Annotated in this window: 13 protein-coding genes; 12 read left to right on the top strand and 1 reads right to left on the bottom strand. The window is 47.6% G+C overall.

Going from position 1 to position 17,710, the window contains the following annotated elements:
- Position 1: 1 nt before the first annotated feature.
- Complete coding sequence (locus K7G97_RS09815) at positions 2 to 844, bottom strand: transporter substrate-binding domain-containing protein (RefSeq protein WP_058705360.1); 843 nt, start codon at positions 842 to 844, stop codon at positions 2 to 4.
- Positions 845 to 1,138: 294 nt separating this feature from the next.
- Between K7G97_RS09815 and gltB the strand changes: the two genes are divergently transcribed.
- From gltB to K7G97_RS09755, 12 genes are all read left to right on the top strand, one after another.
- Entirely contained in the window at positions 1,139 to 5,611 is a 4,473-nt protein-coding gene (gene gltB, locus K7G97_RS09810; RefSeq protein WP_223040481.1) for a glutamate synthase large subunit, read from the top strand.
- A complete protein-coding gene (locus K7G97_RS09805) occupies positions 5,608 to 7,074 on the top strand; it encodes a glutamate synthase subunit beta (protein WP_223040480.1) in 1,467 nt (488 codons plus the stop codon). The genes gltB and K7G97_RS09805 overlap by 4 nt, the downstream gene beginning before the upstream one ends.
- Positions 7,075 to 7,232: 158 nt before the next feature.
- Positions 7,233 to 7,526 (top strand): PTS sugar transporter subunit IIB, encoded by a 294-nt coding sequence (locus tag K7G97_RS09800; RefSeq protein ID WP_223040479.1) that lies wholly within the window; start codon positions 7,233 to 7,235, stop codon positions 7,524 to 7,526.
- Positions 7,519 to 9,531, top strand: a complete 2,013-nt coding sequence (locus K7G97_RS09795) for a BglG family transcription antiterminator (RefSeq protein ID WP_223040478.1) — start codon at positions 7,519 to 7,521, stop codon at positions 9,529 to 9,531. Before K7G97_RS09800 ends, K7G97_RS09795 begins: the two co-directional genes overlap by 8 nt.
- 191 nt (positions 9,532 to 9,722) lie before the next feature.
- A complete protein-coding gene (locus K7G97_RS09790) occupies positions 9,723 to 11,153 on the top strand; it encodes a PTS mannitol transporter subunit IIBC (RefSeq protein WP_223040477.1) in 1,431 nt (476 codons plus the stop codon).
- A gap of 34 nt (positions 11,154 to 11,187) precedes the next feature.
- Positions 11,188 to 11,625 carry a PTS mannitol transporter subunit IIA gene (locus K7G97_RS09785; protein WP_200934376.1) on the top strand — a complete coding sequence of 146 codons (438 nt, stop codon included), beginning with the start codon at positions 11,188 to 11,190 and terminating at the stop codon, positions 11,623 to 11,625.
- A gap of 2 nt (positions 11,626 to 11,627) precedes the next feature.
- Positions 11,628 to 12,770, top strand: coding sequence for a mannitol-1-phosphate 5-dehydrogenase (locus K7G97_RS09780; RefSeq protein WP_223040476.1), 1,143 nt, complete (start codon positions 11,628 to 11,630; stop codon positions 12,768 to 12,770).
- A 238-nt stretch (positions 12,771 to 13,008) separates the two neighbouring features.
- Positions 13,009 to 13,806: a hypothetical protein gene (locus K7G97_RS09775; RefSeq protein ID WP_214728301.1), complete on the top strand. Its 798-nt coding sequence runs from the start codon at positions 13,009 to 13,011 to the stop codon at positions 13,804 to 13,806.
- 68 nt (positions 13,807 to 13,874) lie between these two features.
- Positions 13,875 to 14,399, top strand: a complete 525-nt coding sequence (locus K7G97_RS09770) for a TraR/DksA C4-type zinc finger protein (RefSeq protein WP_223040475.1) — start codon at positions 13,875 to 13,877, stop codon at positions 14,397 to 14,399.
- A 195-nt stretch (positions 14,400 to 14,594) separates the two neighbouring features.
- Positions 14,595 to 16,115 (top strand): aldehyde dehydrogenase, encoded by a 1,521-nt coding sequence (adh, locus tag K7G97_RS09765; protein WP_055968451.1) that lies wholly within the window; start codon positions 14,595 to 14,597, stop codon positions 16,113 to 16,115.
- A 22-nt stretch (positions 16,116 to 16,137) separates the two neighbouring features.
- Positions 16,138 to 16,500 carry a DUF779 domain-containing protein gene (locus K7G97_RS09760; protein ID WP_058705350.1) on the top strand — a complete coding sequence of 121 codons (363 nt, stop codon included), beginning with the start codon at positions 16,138 to 16,140 and terminating at the stop codon, positions 16,498 to 16,500.
- A gap of 188 nt (positions 16,501 to 16,688) precedes the next feature.
- Positions 16,689 to 17,699: a S66 family peptidase gene (locus tag K7G97_RS09755; RefSeq protein ID WP_223040474.1), complete on the top strand. Its 1,011-nt coding sequence runs from the start codon at positions 16,689 to 16,691 to the stop codon at positions 17,697 to 17,699.
- Positions 17,700 to 17,710 lie beyond the last annotated feature (11 nt).

Below are 17,710 nucleotides of genomic sequence, written 5' to 3'. Positions count from 1 at the left end.
GTTAATTCACATCGACGATCGTCGTTTTGACGTCAGGCATTTGGGAAACATCTTTTCCGGCATAGAATTGCTTCGAAATTTCCTTTAACGTGCCATCTTCCTTCATTTTATCGAGTTGTTCGTTAATGTTGGATTGAAGTTCCTTGTTATCTAAATCCATGATTAAACCAACTTGACTTGGATTATAAGCGATATCAGGATGAATCGTAATATCGAAGTCCTTGAAGAAATCGACAGCGAGTGTTTGCAAGTAGTAATCATTCAAGATGACGTCTGTTCGACCATTTGAGACATCTCGAAGATATTGATCGTTCGTCGCGTTATCGTACGTGACTTCTTTTGCACCGTATTTTTTAGCAATCTGCATATATGTCGTTGTAGCTTCTCCGGCAGCTTTTTTCCCTTTCAAGTCTTCAAGAGACTTGATGCCTGATAAGTCACTTTTACGGACGATTGCCGTACCATACGTATATTTATATGGTTTAGAGAACGCGAATTTTTCTTTACGATCATCGGTAATTGTAATGTCGTTAGCGGCAAGATCGACTTGACCTGTATTGACGCTTGTCAACATACCGTCAAATGACATCTCTTTGAATTTCACTTTCAAATCAAGACGTTTTGCTACTTCTTTGACGACTTCGACATCAAATCCAGTCAACTTATTGTTTTTCTCTTCATGATAAGATGTCGGATAAAGTGTACCAGCCGTCGCGACGACGATCGTTCCTTCTTTTTGAATCTTGTCATATGCGGTTGCCTTCTCCTCTTGCTGACCACATGCGCTTAATAAGATCGAGCTTCCTGCGATCAAGAGACCCGTAAATTGCATTGTTTTTTTCATTGTATTATTCCTCTCTTTATTTCCATGATCAATAACTCTTTTCATAGTTAAAAATACCACGGAATCATATGTTCGGGCAAAGTAATACGCGCACAAAGTGTAGAATTCAACCAAAAAAAATATTGAATGAATATCCAAGTTTATGTAAGCGTTATCAATGTTGATATATGGTAATTCTACCTTCAAAGGTTGAACGAAATGGTGATTATGCATAGTAGCGAATAAACATAAAAGGGTGTAAAGTATAATTTAACTGAATATACAGAAAATTAAGAAGGCAAGGAGAGTGCTACTATGACATTTCATCAATACCCTGAACAGCAGGGATTATACGACCCTCGTATGGAACATGATGCGTGCGGGATCGGGGTTTACGCACATCAAACAGGACGAGCGAGTCATGAAATCGTTGAACATGCATTGGCCATGCTTTGTCAAATGGAACACCGTGGTGGACAAGGAAGCGATGCGAAGACGGGAGACGGGGCGGGTATTTTAACGCAATTACCAGATCGTTTATTTCGTGAAACGGTTCGTCACATTTCCTTCCCTAAAAAAGGGGATTATGGCGTTTTCATGATGTTCTTACCACGTGAGGAACGGGAACGGATGCGACTCGAACGAACGTTAGAATCCATCATCTTGACGGAAGGACAAGACGTCTTAGGATGGCGTACCGTACCTGTTCAGTCCGAAGTGCTTGGGTCGGGTGCCCGCCGCACGGAGCCAGTCATTCGTCAATGTTTCATTGGTGCACAAGCGATGGAAGGATTGACATTTGAACGAACACTCTTTTTGATTCGTCGCGCATTTGAACGTGAATCGGAGCAACTCGGTCTTGAACAATACGTCTTGAGTAGCTCGAGTGAAACAATCGTTTACAAAGGACTCGTGACGACGGATCAATTGCGCGCGTACTTCGATGACTTACGAGACGAGCGTTATCAATCAGGATTTGGTATCGTGCATTCGCGTTTTAGTACGAATACGTTCCCCAGTTGGAAACGTGCCCATCCGAACCGTTATTTGATTCACAACGGCGAAATCAATACGTTGCAAGGAAATATTCGGGCGATGCGCGGTCGAGAACGTCGACTTGCTGAGACGACGTATGGTAATCGGGCAGAGGAAGTGTTACCGATTCTAGATGAGACAGGTAGTGACTCGTCGATGCTTGATAATGCGTTTGAGTTTCTTCATCTGTCCGGACTCTCGCTCGCTGAGACAGCACTGATGCTCGTACCGGAACCATTCGAACACGCTGAGATCAGACCGGCGAAGCGCGCGTATTATGAGTACCATAGTAGCATGATGGAACCATGGGATGGTCCGTCTGCCATCGTCTTTACGAACGGGAAGCAGATTGGTGCGACGCTCGATCGAAACGGTTTACGCCCAGCGCGATATGTGCTGTTACGCGATGGACACTTCATGTTGTCGTCAGAAGCAGGAGTACTCCCTCTTCGTGAACAAGACATCCTGTACAAAAAACGATTAGCACCGGGTGAACTGCTTTTACTCGACTTTGCGTCCGGTCAGTTGATTGCAGATGAAGAGATCAAACGGGAACTCGCGACACGTCATCCCTACGCGGAGTGGCTCGCGCAAGAAGTCGTTTCCCTTTCAAGTAACGACTTCAAGGAAACACTCGTTGAACTTGGAACGAAACAACGACACTTCGGATATACGCGTGAAGATATCGATCAATACTTGATCCCCCTCGTTGAAGAACAAAAGGATCCGTTAGGTGCGATGGGGACGGATATACCGCTAGCGGTCTTAAGTGAACGCCCTCAATCCTTGTTCCGATATTTCAAGCAACTGTTCGCACAAGTCACGAATCCACCAATTGACGCGTTACGCGAAGAGATCGTCACCTCGACGCTGACATGGCTTGGTCGACAAGGGGAGCTGTTGACGCCGAACCGCGCGAACTGTCGTCGTGTTCGCTTAGAGACACCGATTCTACGACCAGACGAAGCCCATGCGCTCAAACAAAGTGGGCTCAAGCAAAAAACGATTTCGACGACGTTCACCGACTCGCTTGCAGAAGCGCTTGACATGATCGTTGATGAGGCTGTGACCGCTGCACGAAACGGTTATGAATTATTGACGTTATCGGATCGTCTCGTACGCCCCGGCACATTGCCGATGCCAATCCTCTTAGTGACGAGTGCGATTCATCATGCGCTGATCCGCAAGGGATTACGTACAAATCTCAGCTTGATCGTTGAAGGGGGAGAGATTCGTGAAGTCCACCATGTCGCGACGTTGCTCGGATATGGTGCGGATGCGATTTATCCGTACCTGGCATATGCGACGCTTGAAGAAGCGGTAGGGGATCGTTTTACGGATGTCGACAAACGTTACCAAAAAGCAGTCACGGAAGGCGTCGTCAAAGTCATGTCGAAGATGGGCATTTCGACGGTCTTCAGCTACCGTGGTGCGCAAATCTTTGAAGCAGTCGGAATCGACCACGCCGTCATCGACCAGCATTTCACTGGTACGGTTTCTCAATTGAGCGGGATGACGCTTGAACTGATGGAAGAAGAAGTCCGACGAGCACAACAGGTTGCAGATGAACGGATTTATTTAGAGTCCGGTAGTGTCTTCCGGTACCGTCAAGCAGGAGAACATCATGCCTTTAACCCAGCAACGATTCATTTGTTGCAACACGCATGCCGGACGAATGATTACCGGCTTTATCAAAAGTATGCTCAACGCATTCAGGAGGAACCGGCAACGGTGCTACGACATCTGTTGACGTTCAAGGAGACGAAGGCGATCCCAATTGAAGAAGTTGAGCCTGTCAGCGAAATCGTCAAATACTTCAAGACGGGTGCGATGTCATACGGATCGTTATCAAAAGAAGCGCACGAGACGCTTGCGATCGCAATGAACCGATTAGGTGGTAAGAGTAATAGTGGTGAAGGCGGTGAAGAGGAGGAACGTTACGAACGCGATGAAAATGGTGACTTCCGGATGAGTCGAATCAAACAGATCGCTTCTGGTCGTTTTGGGGTGACGAGTCATTACCTCGTTCACGCGGACGAATTACAAATCAAGGTGGCACAAGGTGCGAAGCCTGGTGAAGGTGGTCAATTGCCTGGTGAAAAAGTCTATCCGTGGATTGCTCGGGTGCGTGCATCGACACCGGGTGTTGGATTGATTTCCCCTCCTCCACACCATGATATCTATTCGATTGAAGATTTGGCGCAGTTGATTCATGACTTAAAACGCGCGAACGATCAAGCCCGGATTAGCGTCAAACTTGTCGCAAAAGGTGGCGTTGGAACGATCGCAGCTGGAGTTGCGAAGGGGCTTGCGGACGTTATCGTCATCAGTGGTCATGACGGCGGTACGGGTGCCTCGCCGAAGACGAGTATTCAACATGCCGGACTGCCATGGGAACTTGGTCTTGCTGAGACGCACCAAACGTTGACATTAAACGGGTTGCGCGAGCGTGTCGTCCTTGAAACCGACGGAAAGCTATTGACTGGTCGCGACGTCATCCTCGCCGCAATGCTCGGAGCGAATGAGTATGGGTTTGCGACAGCTCCGCTCATCGCCGTCGGATGTATCATGATGCGTGCGTGTCATCTCGATACGTGTCCTGTTGGTGTCGCGACGCAAGATCCAGAGCTCCGTAAGAAATTCACGGGATCTGCCGATGACGTCGTTCATTTCATGACGTTCATCGCAAAGGAAGTACGAGAACATTTAGCAAAGCTCGGTGTAAGCCGACTACAAGATCTCGTAGGGCGTACGGATTTACTCGAACCGTCAGAACGTCAACGGACGCATTGGAAAGCGAAGAGTCTTGATTTTTCGCGTCTCCTCGTCCATGTGACACACGGTCCGGCTGAACAACAACAGCATCATGTCGAGCGTTCCTTTGACGCGCGTGAAATCTCGCCGTATTTGGAGGCGGCAGACTTCAGTCAGCCTCAGACACTACGTTTAACGATTCAAAATACAGACCGTGCGATCGGAACACAGACCGGTGCCATGCTGACAAGACGGTTTGGGGCTCTCGGTCTGCCAACGGATCGATTGAAACTTGAACTGAATGGATCTGCCGGACAAAGTTTAGGTGCGTATTTACCACGCGGCGTAACGCTTGATGTCACGGGAGAAGCGAATGATTACGTCGGGAAAGGATTGTCCGGAGGAATCATCGCCGTTCATCCTCCACGTTCGATTTCGTTCGTCTCGTCCGATCAGTCGATCATCGGTAATGTCGCACTTTACGGGGCGACCAGTGGAGAGCTCTATGTCAACGGTCAGGCAGGTGAGCGATTTGCGGTTCGAAACAGTGGAGCCGTCGCCGTCGTCGAAGGAATCGGCAACCATGGACTCGAGTATATGACCGGTGGATCCGTCGTCATCCTTGGCGATGTCGGAAAAAACTTTGCTGCCGGTATGTCAGGTGGTGTCGCCTATGTCTTGCCGCGTCATCCTGAACAATTTTTACAGCGCGTCAACCGCGAACTCGTTTCGACGGGACCTGTCACGCATGTCGAAGAGATTGCGCGACTGAAGACGTTCATCGAACGTCACGTCGCACGGACCGGAAGTGAGCAGGGAGATGCGATTCTAGCGAACTGGGATCATGTCATTCATTCGTTCATCCGCGTCATTCCTTCAACGTATGAGAAAGTGACGACGTTGATGGCTGATTTCGCAAAACAAGGACACAACACCGAAGAAGCGATGTTGCTCGCATTTGAGACACATCTAGGGCGCAGAACAGGAGGGGTACGATGAAACGACGCGATCAATTCATGACAGTTGCTCGTTCGGGTGGGACGGAACGACATCCAAGCGAACGAGTGGGAGATTTTAAGGAATATAAGACGGCTTTGACGGAAGCAGAAGCGAGTCAACAAGCTAGTCGATGTATGGATTGTGGCACTCCGTTTTGCCATGTGGGGGAAGTATTTGATCAAGTGAAAATTGGTTGTCCAGTCTATAACTTGATTCCAGAATGGAACTTGCTCGTAGAAGAAGGACGTTTTCAAGAGGCACTCGATCGATTGCTTGAGACGAACAATTTCCCAGAATTCACGGGTCGCGTCTGCCCGGCGCCATGTGAAGGATCGTGTACGTTGTCGATTCATGAACCTGCGGTCGCGATCAAAGATATCGAACGGACGATCATCGACATCGGCTTTGAAAAAGGATGGGTCGTGCCCCGTATTCCAGCAATACGATCGACACGTTCGATTGCCATCGTTGGATCTGGTCCTGCTGGTCTTGCGGCTGCCGATCAGCTGAATCAAGTCGGTCACCAAGTGACGGTCTACGAGCGGGAAGATCGGATTGGCGGTTTACTCACGTACGGTATACCAGCCATGAAACTCGATAAAGAGGTCGTACAGCGCCGTGTTGATTTGCTGGAAGCAGAAGGGATCCACTTCCGGACGAACGTCACAATCGGCGCAGATATCACTCTCGAGACACTTGAAGCGGAGTATGACGCCGTCATCTTATGTGTCGGCGCGACGGAACCACGCAAATTGATGGACGCGCCAACGCGTGGAGTTGGTTATGCGATGGATTATTTGACAGGGGTGACACGTCACGTGCTCTCGCAAGAACCGTTGTCTGCTGATCATGACGCAAAAGATAAAGATATTCTCGTCATCGGTGGAGGCGATACCGGAGCAGACTGTGTGGCAACAGCACTCCGTCAACGTTGTCGTTCCGTCGTCCAATTCGGTAAACATGAACAACCGGGAACGACGCGTGCAGCAGGAAACATGTGGCCCGATACACCGTCACTCTACTCCATCGATTATGGGTACGCAGAAGCATTGCAACAATTCGGTCGGGATCCTCGTGAATATTTGATCGCGATCAAGCGATTCACGACAAGTGAATCCGGGCAAGTCACTGGTGTCTGGACGATTCAGACGACGAAAACAAAAAATGAATCGGGAGCAGTGATCTTCGAGGAGATCGAAGGGAGCGATCGTTACTTCCCGGTCGATCAAGTCTGGATCGCCATCGGATTCAGTGGTGTCGAAGAGAATGTACTCGAACATTTAGCAGTCGCCTCGGAACGCGGGAAAATCAAGACGACACGTTACGCGACGAACCGACCAGGCGTATTTGCCGCAGGTGACGCAAGACGTGGTCAATCATTGATCGTCTGGGCGATTCGCGAAGGTCGTGAAGTAGCAGAAGCCGTTGGACAATATTTAAAAGCAATGCAACAAACCGGCTAAATCACATCGTCTGGATTTTCTGGCAACATCGGAAATCCAGGCTTTTTTGTGTTTGGCAAAGAAATCTGCCAGTTCGAAAATAACTATTGATTTTGTTTCAAGGTGAAACACCGAAAATATTTCTGCTATTCTTATAAAATGAAGAGGAGGTATGACGGATGAATCCAGAAATCATCTATTTCGTATGCGAGAGTGGAATGGCAAGTAGTGTCATGGGAGCTACGATTTTAAGAAAGCGCTTACTTGGTTGCGGGATTACGACGGACGTCAAGACATGTCGAATCGTAGACCTTCCTAATCAGGCATCTTTTATCGTTGGAGAGGCACAACTCGTCCATCGACACGTATGGAAAGCGCATTGTACTGTTCATGCCGTCGAGCGGATTCTTGATCCGACTGCATATGACGTCATCCTCGAATCTTGGCAGAAAAGAGTGAGGCTGCATGACTGAATTTACACCACGGGAACATGATATCTTATTTTTCCTCTTATCACGCGAGGAACCTGTTCAAATACAAGAGATTGCGGAAACGCTCGAGACATCGGAACGAACGATTCAACGTGAACGCGATCGTCTTGCCCAGTCTTTAGAAGATCATGATTTGCGTTTGACATATGTTCGCGGCAGAGGTCTCTTAATTGAGGGAACGGACGAAGCCAAACATGCATTACGGGACCAACTCTTGTTGTCACATAAACAATTACCGAACGCTGAAGATCGCCAAGTCGAGTTAGCGTATCGGCTACTACAAGAAGAAGGGATGGTCAAATTACAGGCAATCGCCCATGCGATGTATGTGGCTCCGAGCACGGTTAGCCAGGATTTAGAGCGGATTGATGAGTGGTTTCTACAATATGACCTTGAAATCAAGCGCAAAAAAGGGATTGGTGCCGAAGTCATCGGCGAAGAAATCAACAAACGCCGTTTACTGATTTCATTGATCTTTACGCAATGGGATGTTCTCGCTTTCTATCGGTTGTTACAAGGCGACGCTGGGCAATTACCTCATCTGTTACGCATGAATCGAACATCCTGGCTTGAGATGATCAATCAAGCGTACGCGGTCATAGCGCCATTGACGAAAGAAGGGCGTCTCAATGACCGACAAATCATGCGTGCGACACTCAGCTTAGCTTTACAAGCGTTACGCAAAGAGCAGTTTCCGATGCGTTACGAGTTAAAAGCGTATCCGGTCGAAATCCTCAAATGGGTGGAACGCGTCGAAGAGCGATTACCTGACACGTTGTCGATTGCCGAACGCCAATGGTTATCAGAAGAATTGCGTGCTTTCTTTCAATCGGACGCAGGAGATACGGAAGAACTCGTCACGCGCCTTCGTGTAAAACGATTGATTGAGCATGTCTCCTTACTATATGGAACGAACTTTACGAAGGATCATGCGCTAGAACGCGGACTCGTCTCGCATATTCAATCGTACACCCGTCAAAATAGCGTCAATCCGTCCTATGTCATCAAACAAATTGAACGGGAATATCCGCGCTTGTTTGATGCGGTCAAACAAGCAGCACTGTCGATCTTCACCGATGCGACATTTGAAGACGTAGATTTAGCATTTTGGGTCATGCATTTCGGTGCCGTTCTCAGCAAACCGACACCAAAACTCCCGTATCGTGTTCTAGTCGTCTGCTCTGCTGGACTCGGTTCCTCGAAGTTGTTGATGAACCGGTTACGGCAAGAATTCGCTGAACTCGAGCACATCGATAACTCGTCCCTGTTTGGCATCGAACGGTTACCAATCGACTCGTACGACTTCGTTTTGTCGACTGTGCCGTTGCCTGACATTCGCCCACCACATCTTCTCGTCAACCCGTTGCTTCCTCAGGATGAGGTCGAACGGATTCGGAAATTAATTCTCGCATTGCCTAAATCCTTTCAACCGGCACCGCGAAAGACGAAAACGGAATGGCTCGATCTTGAGCAATTGCATCGGCTCGTTGCATCGTCCATTCAAGTATCGGACGGATTCCGAATGGAACGGTTAGAGCGGGTGGGAGATGGGATTGAATCGCTCTTGTTTGAGATCAGTACACGTATGGTTGAGCAAGGATTAGCGAAATCAGCTATTTCGCTCTCTGGACAATTGTTACGTCGTCATGAGATGTCAGGTCTCGGTATTCCCGGAACGCGGCTTGCGCTATTTCACGGACGCGATGCGACGATTCAACGAGGGGGATTTCTTATCTTTGAATTACCTGAACCGATCGACTTACTCGGGATGGATCAACAGTTACAATCCGTCGAACGGCTCCTTGTCTTGGTCGCACCGGAAGAGACCTCGAATGAACTACTTGAATTACTCAGTTCGATCAGTGCTGCGATCATCGAGAGTCCCGAACAAATGGATCAATTCGAGTTCGGGGAGGAACAGACGATACGTCTGCTTTTGAATCGAACGTTTCGAACGGTCATTGATCAATTCCTAGGTCACACTTGAAAAATCCCTGTCACTCCATTCCTGAAGTGACAGGGATTTTTTAGGTCAGGCAGGCTTCTTTCCAGTATGTCCAACTTCTTGGACAAAGACTGAACTAGGAAAGATTGAGTAAGCGCTTGCAATGCTCTTACAATAAGGGCATAGCAAAGCAATCATCTTATCAATTCATACACGAAATGGAGGCTAACGCAATGGCGACAGCTCAAAATGGAGCACGGGGCATCCGTGTACAAGTTCAACGGTTCGGAAGCTTTTTAAGCGGTATGGTCATGCCGAACATCGGTGCATTCATCGCCTGGGGGATCATCACTGCACTGTTCATCCCAACTGGATGGGCACCAAATAAGGAACTCGGTGAACTCGTCGGTCCGACGATCACCTATCTCTTACCGTTGCTAATCGGATACACAGGCGGGAAATTAATGCATGACGTCAGAGGGGGCGTCGTCGGGACGCTCGCGACGATGGGGGTCATCGTCGGAACAGAGATTCCGATGTTCCTCGGTGCCATGATCATGGGACCACTTGGCGGATACGTCATCAAAAAGTTCGATCAGTTGATCGAAGGAAAAGTCAAACCGGGTCTCGAGATGCTCGTCAACAATTTCTCGGTCGGAATCATTGGTGGTTTGTTGATGCTCGGCGGGTTCAAGTTATTCGGACCACTCATGACAGGTCTTGACGACATCATGGCTGCAGCAGTTGGTGCGATCGTCAGTGCTCACTTATTACCGCTTGCTAGTTTGTTCATCGAACCAGCGAAAATTTTATTCTTAAATAACGCCATCAACCACGGCATCTTAAGCCCTCTTGGTCTCGATCAAGTGAATGAAGCAGGAAAATCGGTACTGTTCCTACTCGAAGCCAACCCAGGTCCGGGTCTCGGATTGTTACTCGCTTACTCTTTCTTCGGTTCTGGTGCAGCAAAGAAAACAGCACCGGGTGCTGCGTTCATTCAGTTCATCGGTGGGATTCACGAAATTTACTTCCCATATGTCTTGATGAAGCCGGTCTTATTGCTTGCGATGATCGCAGGTGGTATGAGTGGGATCCTCACATTCGTCCTATTTGATGTCGGTTTAGTTGCACCTGCTTCACCAGGTAGTATCATCGCTGTCCTTGCGATGGCATCCCGCGGCTCTTATGCCGGATTGATCGCTGGTGTCCTTGTTTCAGCATCTGTGACATTCGTTGTCTCGACTGTCTTATTGAAAACAAGCAAAGCAAAAGAGACATCGCTTGAAGAAGCAAGCGCGAACGTCAGTGCGATGAAAGGCAAACAATCGATTGCCTCGACACTCGTTTCAGCTGATGCTAAACCACTTGCAGAAGTCGAACATATCATTTTCGCTTGTGACGCTGGTATGGGATCGAGTGCGATGGGGGCATCCGTCCTTCGCAATAAAATCAACAAAGCGGGCTTACCGATCAAAGTGACGAATACGTCGATCAGTCAATTGCCGCAAAACGCTGAACTGATCATCACGCATCGTGATTTGACGGAGCGAGCAATGGAGCAGGTCCCAACGGCAGAACACCGATCAGTCGATAATTTCCTGAATGCCGGATATTATGATCAACTTGTCCATGAGATCGAAACAGCACGGAATAAGATTTCTTAAAAATAAAGATAGAGATACTCAAGGAGGAATAAACATGACAACGACAATGAACCTTTCACCGGAACTTGTACTACTGGATCAACAATTCGCAGACGAGACGGCAGCCATTACGGCTGCCGGTCAACTCCTCGTCGATCACGGATATGTCGAAGCGGGTTATATCGATTCAATGCAGGAGCGTCACGCTTTATCAACGGTCTACATCGGCAACCATGTCGCGATTCCACACGGAACAGAGTCGGCTAAATCGCAGGTCAAGAAAACAGGACTATCGATTCTACAAGTACCGCAAGGCGTAGCGTTCGGAACGGAACAAGCACGACTCGTCATCGGCATCGCTGGCGTTGGGGACGAACACCTCGAGTTGCTATCGAATATCGCGGTCATTTGCTCCGATGAGGAGAACGTCGAGCGTATCGTGGCAGCGACGTCAAAAGAAGAAATCATCGCCTTATTGACAGCGGAGGTGTAACCATGAAAGCCATCCATTTTGGTGCCGGTAACATCGGACGTGGGTTCATCGGGTTACAACTCGTCAAGACGGGTTACGAAGTCTGTTTCGTAGATGTCAATACGACGGTCGTCGATGCATTAAAAACGAGACAAACCTACGAAGTAGGTTATGCCTCTGAACAAGGAGGACGTGAACGGGTCAACGGCGTGACAGCACTCAACAGTTTATCTGAACCGGATCAAGTCATTGCAGCGATTCGCGATGCAGATGTGATTACAACAGCTGTTGGCCCGAGCTTGTTGTCGAAAGTAGCTCCTTTGATCGCGGAAGGGTTACGTCAACGTGATCAACAGACACCTGTCTACGTCATTGCGTGTGAGAACATGATCGGTGGGTCAAAACACTTACAAGCAGAGGTAGCGAAACATCACCCCGTAGCGGAGAACTGGTATTTCCCGAATGCAGCGGTTGACCGGATCGTACCGCTTCAACATCACGAAGACCCGTTGTACGTCGAAGTGGAAGAATTCTTTGAATGGGTGATTGAGACGACTGGACTACCGGAAGCCTATCCACGGATCGAAGGTGTCACCTATGTCGAGAACATCGAACCGTTCATTGAGCGAAAGCTGTTTACCGTCAACACGGGACATGCGATTGCTTCGTACCTCGGAGCACTGTTCCGTAAAGAGACGATTGCTGAAAGTCTAACGGATCCACGCATCCGTCGTGGTGTCCAGACAGCACTTTACGAAACAGGGTGGTTGTTACTTGAAAAGTACGGCTTTAATCCGGTCGACCATAGTGCGTATATCCAAAAGAATATGAAACGCTTTGAAAACCCGCGGATTCATGATGAAATCATACGTGTCGCTCGCTCACCGATTCGTAAACTGAGTCCAAGTGACCGACTCGTCAAACCAGCGAAGGAATTGATGGAGCGTGGGATTGAAGCAGATGGATTAGCACGTGGGATCGCAGCAGCTCTAACCTATTTCGATCCGAATGATTCAGAATCTTTTGAATTGAATGCGTATATCACGAAACATGGAATTGAAGATGCGTTAAACGCATACCTAAAACTGTCAGCAACGGATCCACTTGGATCTCGAATCATTGAACATTATGAAGCAATGCAACAACAAGTCAATTCGATTGCTTGAGAATAAGTGTGCGCACCACCTTTCACGTCACGTGAAGGGTGGTTTTGTATTTCAAATAACATGTAGCGCATCGTCATCGAAATAACCAGTTTTTGAAATTCTTCTATCATAATTTGATTACAATTTGTATATTAAATTTGGAATATTCGAAAACGAATATTTAACGATTAAAATACATTGTACGCTATATGAACGGAACATCTCTATTCCGATTTTTCAGGTAAGAGAAGGTGATCATATGTTGAATTATAAAGTGAACGTATATAGATTAAACGGAGCACGACCGAAAGCAACAAAAGGAACCGGACCAAAACATTTGATTTATTCGAGTCAGTTTTCTTCACGTACACCAGTCCATTTATTGCATCAACTCATCTTGAATCGTTTGTTGGTTGAACAAGAAAAAAATCTTGATTTGACGTATACGATCGAAGTAAATGCGGTACTTGATCAATTCGTGATCGACGTCCGTGTCTTTTCAACAGATACGGTCAGTGTCCAAGTCGAGCGTGACTTGATTGAAATCATTGAACGTGAAGAAGTCCGTCATATCCCAGCGCTTGAAATCGGAAAACCGGATTTCGCGGAATTCGCTCACATCGTCTTAAAGGTCAAGGAAGGCGGACCACGCCTGTCACAAGAGGATACGCAACGAATTTTCAATGAGTCTGGAGTTCGAGGGCGAATCATCCTGCATAAAGAGCGCATCGATAGTCATGAACCTTCCCATTCGATTCAGTTGTTGATTGGTGGGGCCGAGAAGTGTTTGTATAGTCTTTCGCAATATCAGCTTGATCCACTCTTCCGTAAACATGGTTTGACGATTCAATCCTTGAATCTGTTACCGTTTGATTTATTCATGATTCGTGACAAAATTGCGATGCTGTCTTCGGCAGATGCTTCGCAACTGTGGATTGATGACATCACGACATCCAAGAACGGACGATCACATCAGATTTGTTTTAACGATGGGAATGAATGCATGACGGTCATCTGTGATCTTCATGGATCAATTCGTTCTTATAAGTGTTCGTGATGGTTTAACTCTTCTTCGAATAGGCTACATTCTTAACAGAGGTTCTAACGAAGGGGAGTCGAACAATCATGTTATCTAAACAACAGACGGAAGAATTCAAGCAACGATTATTAAAGGAAAAAGAAAAGACGACATCAAACATCGAACAACGCGATACGGATTACGATGAAGGTGAATTGTCGAGTTACGATAATCACCCTGCCGATTCCGGCGATGAATTGTTCTTGCGCGAACGCGATCAAGCGATCACGGACATGCAAGAGGATATGCTCTCTGATGTGGATCGTGCCCTAAAAGCGATCGAGGACGGGACGTACGGTATTTGCGAAGTCTGTGGAAAAGAGATTGAGATTGAACGTCTTGATATCATTCCGGAAACGCTATTATGTATCAAGCATGCAAAAGAAGAGGCAGAACAAAACGAGAACGATCCGAATTCGCGACCAAGTGAAGAAGATGTACTGGACCCATCTGTCACAGCCCGCGGGAAAGACATCGACGGTGATACGGATGGATTCTCGAAAGTGAGTGATTTCGGTAGTTCCGATACACCGTCTGACCAAGAAGACGGAATTGACCCGACACGGTCTTGACCGGCAAAACATCTCCCGAAAATGGAGATGTTTTTTTCTCGAAAAAAACCGCAAATATTTACCGGAATTTTTTGACTTTTCATATAATTTTGGTACGATGGTATCGAGGGGGCTGTTTAGCCTATATTAAAATGTAAGCGCATACAAGCATCCGTCTCACTGCTTGACCATTTTAGTTGAGGGAGGAAATAACGCATGATTTATGACATTCCGAACAAGCAAGGGTCAAAGGTACAGTACAAGGAACGGTATGAAAATTACATCAATGGAAAGTGGACGGCACCTGTCGGGGGAGAATATTTTGATAATGTCACACCGGTCACTGGTAAAGTATTGTGCCAAGTCGCTCGATCCGGTAAGGAAGACATCGAACTGGCTCTTGACGCAGCACACGCGGCAAAAGAAGCATGGGGGAAAACGTCTGTAACGGAACGCTCAAACATTTTAAATAAAATCGCGAATCGAATGGAAGAAAACCTCGAGATGCTTGCTTATGCAGAGACACTTGAGAACGGGAAAGCGGTCCGCGAGACACTCAACGCCGATCTACCGCTCGCGATCGATCACTTCCGTTATTTCGCCGGCGTCATCCGTGCCCAAGAAGGTTCGGTCGGCGAACTCGATCAAGACACGGTAGCGTATCACTTCCATGAGCCACTTGGCGTCGTTGGTCAAATCATTCCGTGGAACTTCCCACTCCTGATGGCTGTCTGGAAACTGGCACCGGCTCTCGCAGCAGGAAACTGTGTCGTCTTAAAACCAGCAGAACAAACACCAGCGAGCATCATGGTGCTCATGGAACTTGTCGAGGATTTATTGCCACCTGGAGTCGTGAACATCGTCAATGGATTTGGTCTCGAGGCAGGGAAACCACTCGCTTCAAGCAAACGAATCGCCAAAATCGCCTTTACGGGTGAGACGACGACAGGACGTTTGATCATGCAGTACGCATCACAAAACTTGATTCCGGTCACACTCGAGCTTGGCGGGAAATCACCGAACATCTTCTTTGAGGATATCATGCAGGCAGATGATGCTTTCTTCGATAAAGCAATCGAAGGATTACTGATGTTTGCGTTGAACCAAGGAGAAGTCTGTACGTGTCCGTCGCGTGCCTTGATTCAAGAATCAATTTACGAGCCGTTCATGGAACGTGTTCTAGAGCGCGTCAAAGCCATCAAGATTGGAAATCCTCTTGATTCGGACGTCATGATGGGTGCTCAAGCTTCAAACGAACAGATGGAGAAAATCCTTTCATATCTGGAAATCGGTAAGTCGGAAGGCGCAGAATGTCTTATTGGTGGAGAGCGCAACATGCTCGAAGGAGATCTCGCAGAAGGATATTACATCCAACCAACGATCTTCAAAGGACACAATAAGATGCGAATCTTCCAAGAAGAAATTTTCGGACCGGTTCTGTCGGTCACGACATTCAAGACGGAAGAAGAAGCACTCGAAATCGCGAATGATACGTTATATGGTCTTGGTGCCGGCGTCTGGACACGTGACATGAACCGTGCTTATCGATTTGGACGTGCGATCGAAGCAGGACGCGTCTGGACGAACTGTTATCACCAATATCCAGCTCACGCGGCGTTTGGTGGTTACAAAATGTCAGGTATCGGACGTGAAAACCATAAGATGATGCTCAACCATTACCAACGGACGAAAAACCTACTCGTTAGCTATAACCCGAATAAACTCGGTTTCTTCTAAGTCGGAAAGGACGTGGATGCAAATGGTGGAACGTGTTCAGGCGACGGTAGCTTGTCTAGAGTTAATCGACCAGTTGAGAGAAAAACACGGTCCGTTGATGTTTCATCAATCTGGTGGTTGTTGCGATGGCAGTTCCCCGATGTGTTTTGCGCAGGGTGATCTATTCCTAGGAGATCAGGATAAAAAACTGGGAGAGATTGGTGGTTGTCCGTTTTATATTCATGAAGATCAATATGAGTACTGGAAACATACGCAACTCATCATTGATGTCGTGGATGGTCGAGGCGGAATGTTTTCTCTTGAAGGTGTCGAAGGGAAACGTTTTTTGACACGCTCCCGTGCGTTCACGCAAGAGGAATACGCTGAACTATCAGCGTCAAGCTAATGAAAAATCAAACACGGTTTCGTCGAGGTGACTTGATCATTCAGGTCGCTCGTACGGAATCGTGTTTTTTTGTTCGTATCATGACGTTCGAACAGGATAAAAGTTGGTAATGCGGCATAAGAACGGTATAATGAACTCATATTTTGACGAGAAGATAGTTTCACACAATGACATTATAGGGGGTCACCATGAAATATCCATTTTTAGGTTGGACAGGTCAAACGATCGGAGTGACGGCGCCCTCCTCCGGATTACGTGAACAGCAACAGGAATGGGTCGAACGAGCAGTTGAACAGGTACAAGCACGGCAAATGAACGTCCGTTTAGGTGAAACGATTTGGTCGCATCAACTTGCTGAGAGTGCACCGGTCAAACAACGGGCGGAGGAATTGAATCACATGATGACGGATGAGACGATTGATGCCGTCATCCCGCCATTTGGTGGAGAACGTGCCATTGATCTTTTACCCGAGTTGACGCTAGCTACTTACCAAACAAAATGGTTGCTTGGTTATTCTGATATCAGTACGTTATTGCTCAGTCTGACGCTGCAGACGGGAATTGCAACAGCACATGGTCCGAATTTCGTTGAGCTTCGAAGTGAAGAATGGGATGAGACGACAAGTGCCTGGCGACGGGTGCTCGCGACGCCAACTGGAGGAACCGTTACACAGTGGGCTTCCGATCGTTATCAATCCGAGTGGACTGATGAAGAACGTCCAGCAGGTTCTTTATTTCAGCTATCGGAAGCGACGGAATGGAAAGCACTTGATGAGCGAACCGAGGTAACAGGACGTTTACTTGGTGGGTGTTTGGAGACGATTCGCCATCTGATTGGGACACCGTATGGAGATGTGCAACGTTTCCAGCATGAAGAGATCAACGGAGAACCGATTCTCTGGTACTTCGAGGTGTCTGAAGCGAATTCTGCAGAGGTGCACCGGACACTGCGACAAATGGCGTATGCTGGGTGGTTCGACCATGCGGCTGGCTTTTTATTCGGGCGCACGTCTGCAAGGATTACAGAAGACCTGACATGGCTAGACGTGTATCAATATCTAGCGGATGAGACGGGCTTACCAGTCTTATACGATCTTGACATCGGTCATCAGCCGCCACAGTTGACGTTAATCAATGGAGCGACGGGTACGGTTCGTATTCAAGGAAAAGATTCACGAATCGATCTGACGTTCAACTAAAAAGGAGAGCA

The sequence above is a fragment of the Exiguobacterium acetylicum genome (assembly GCF_019890935.1).
In the GTDB taxonomy this organism is placed as follows: Bacteria; Bacillota; Bacilli; order Exiguobacteriales; family Exiguobacteriaceae; genus Exiguobacterium_A; species Exiguobacterium_A abrahamii.
Note: the sequence above shows the minus strand (reverse complement) of the source record. Positions and strands in the feature narration are given on the sequence as shown.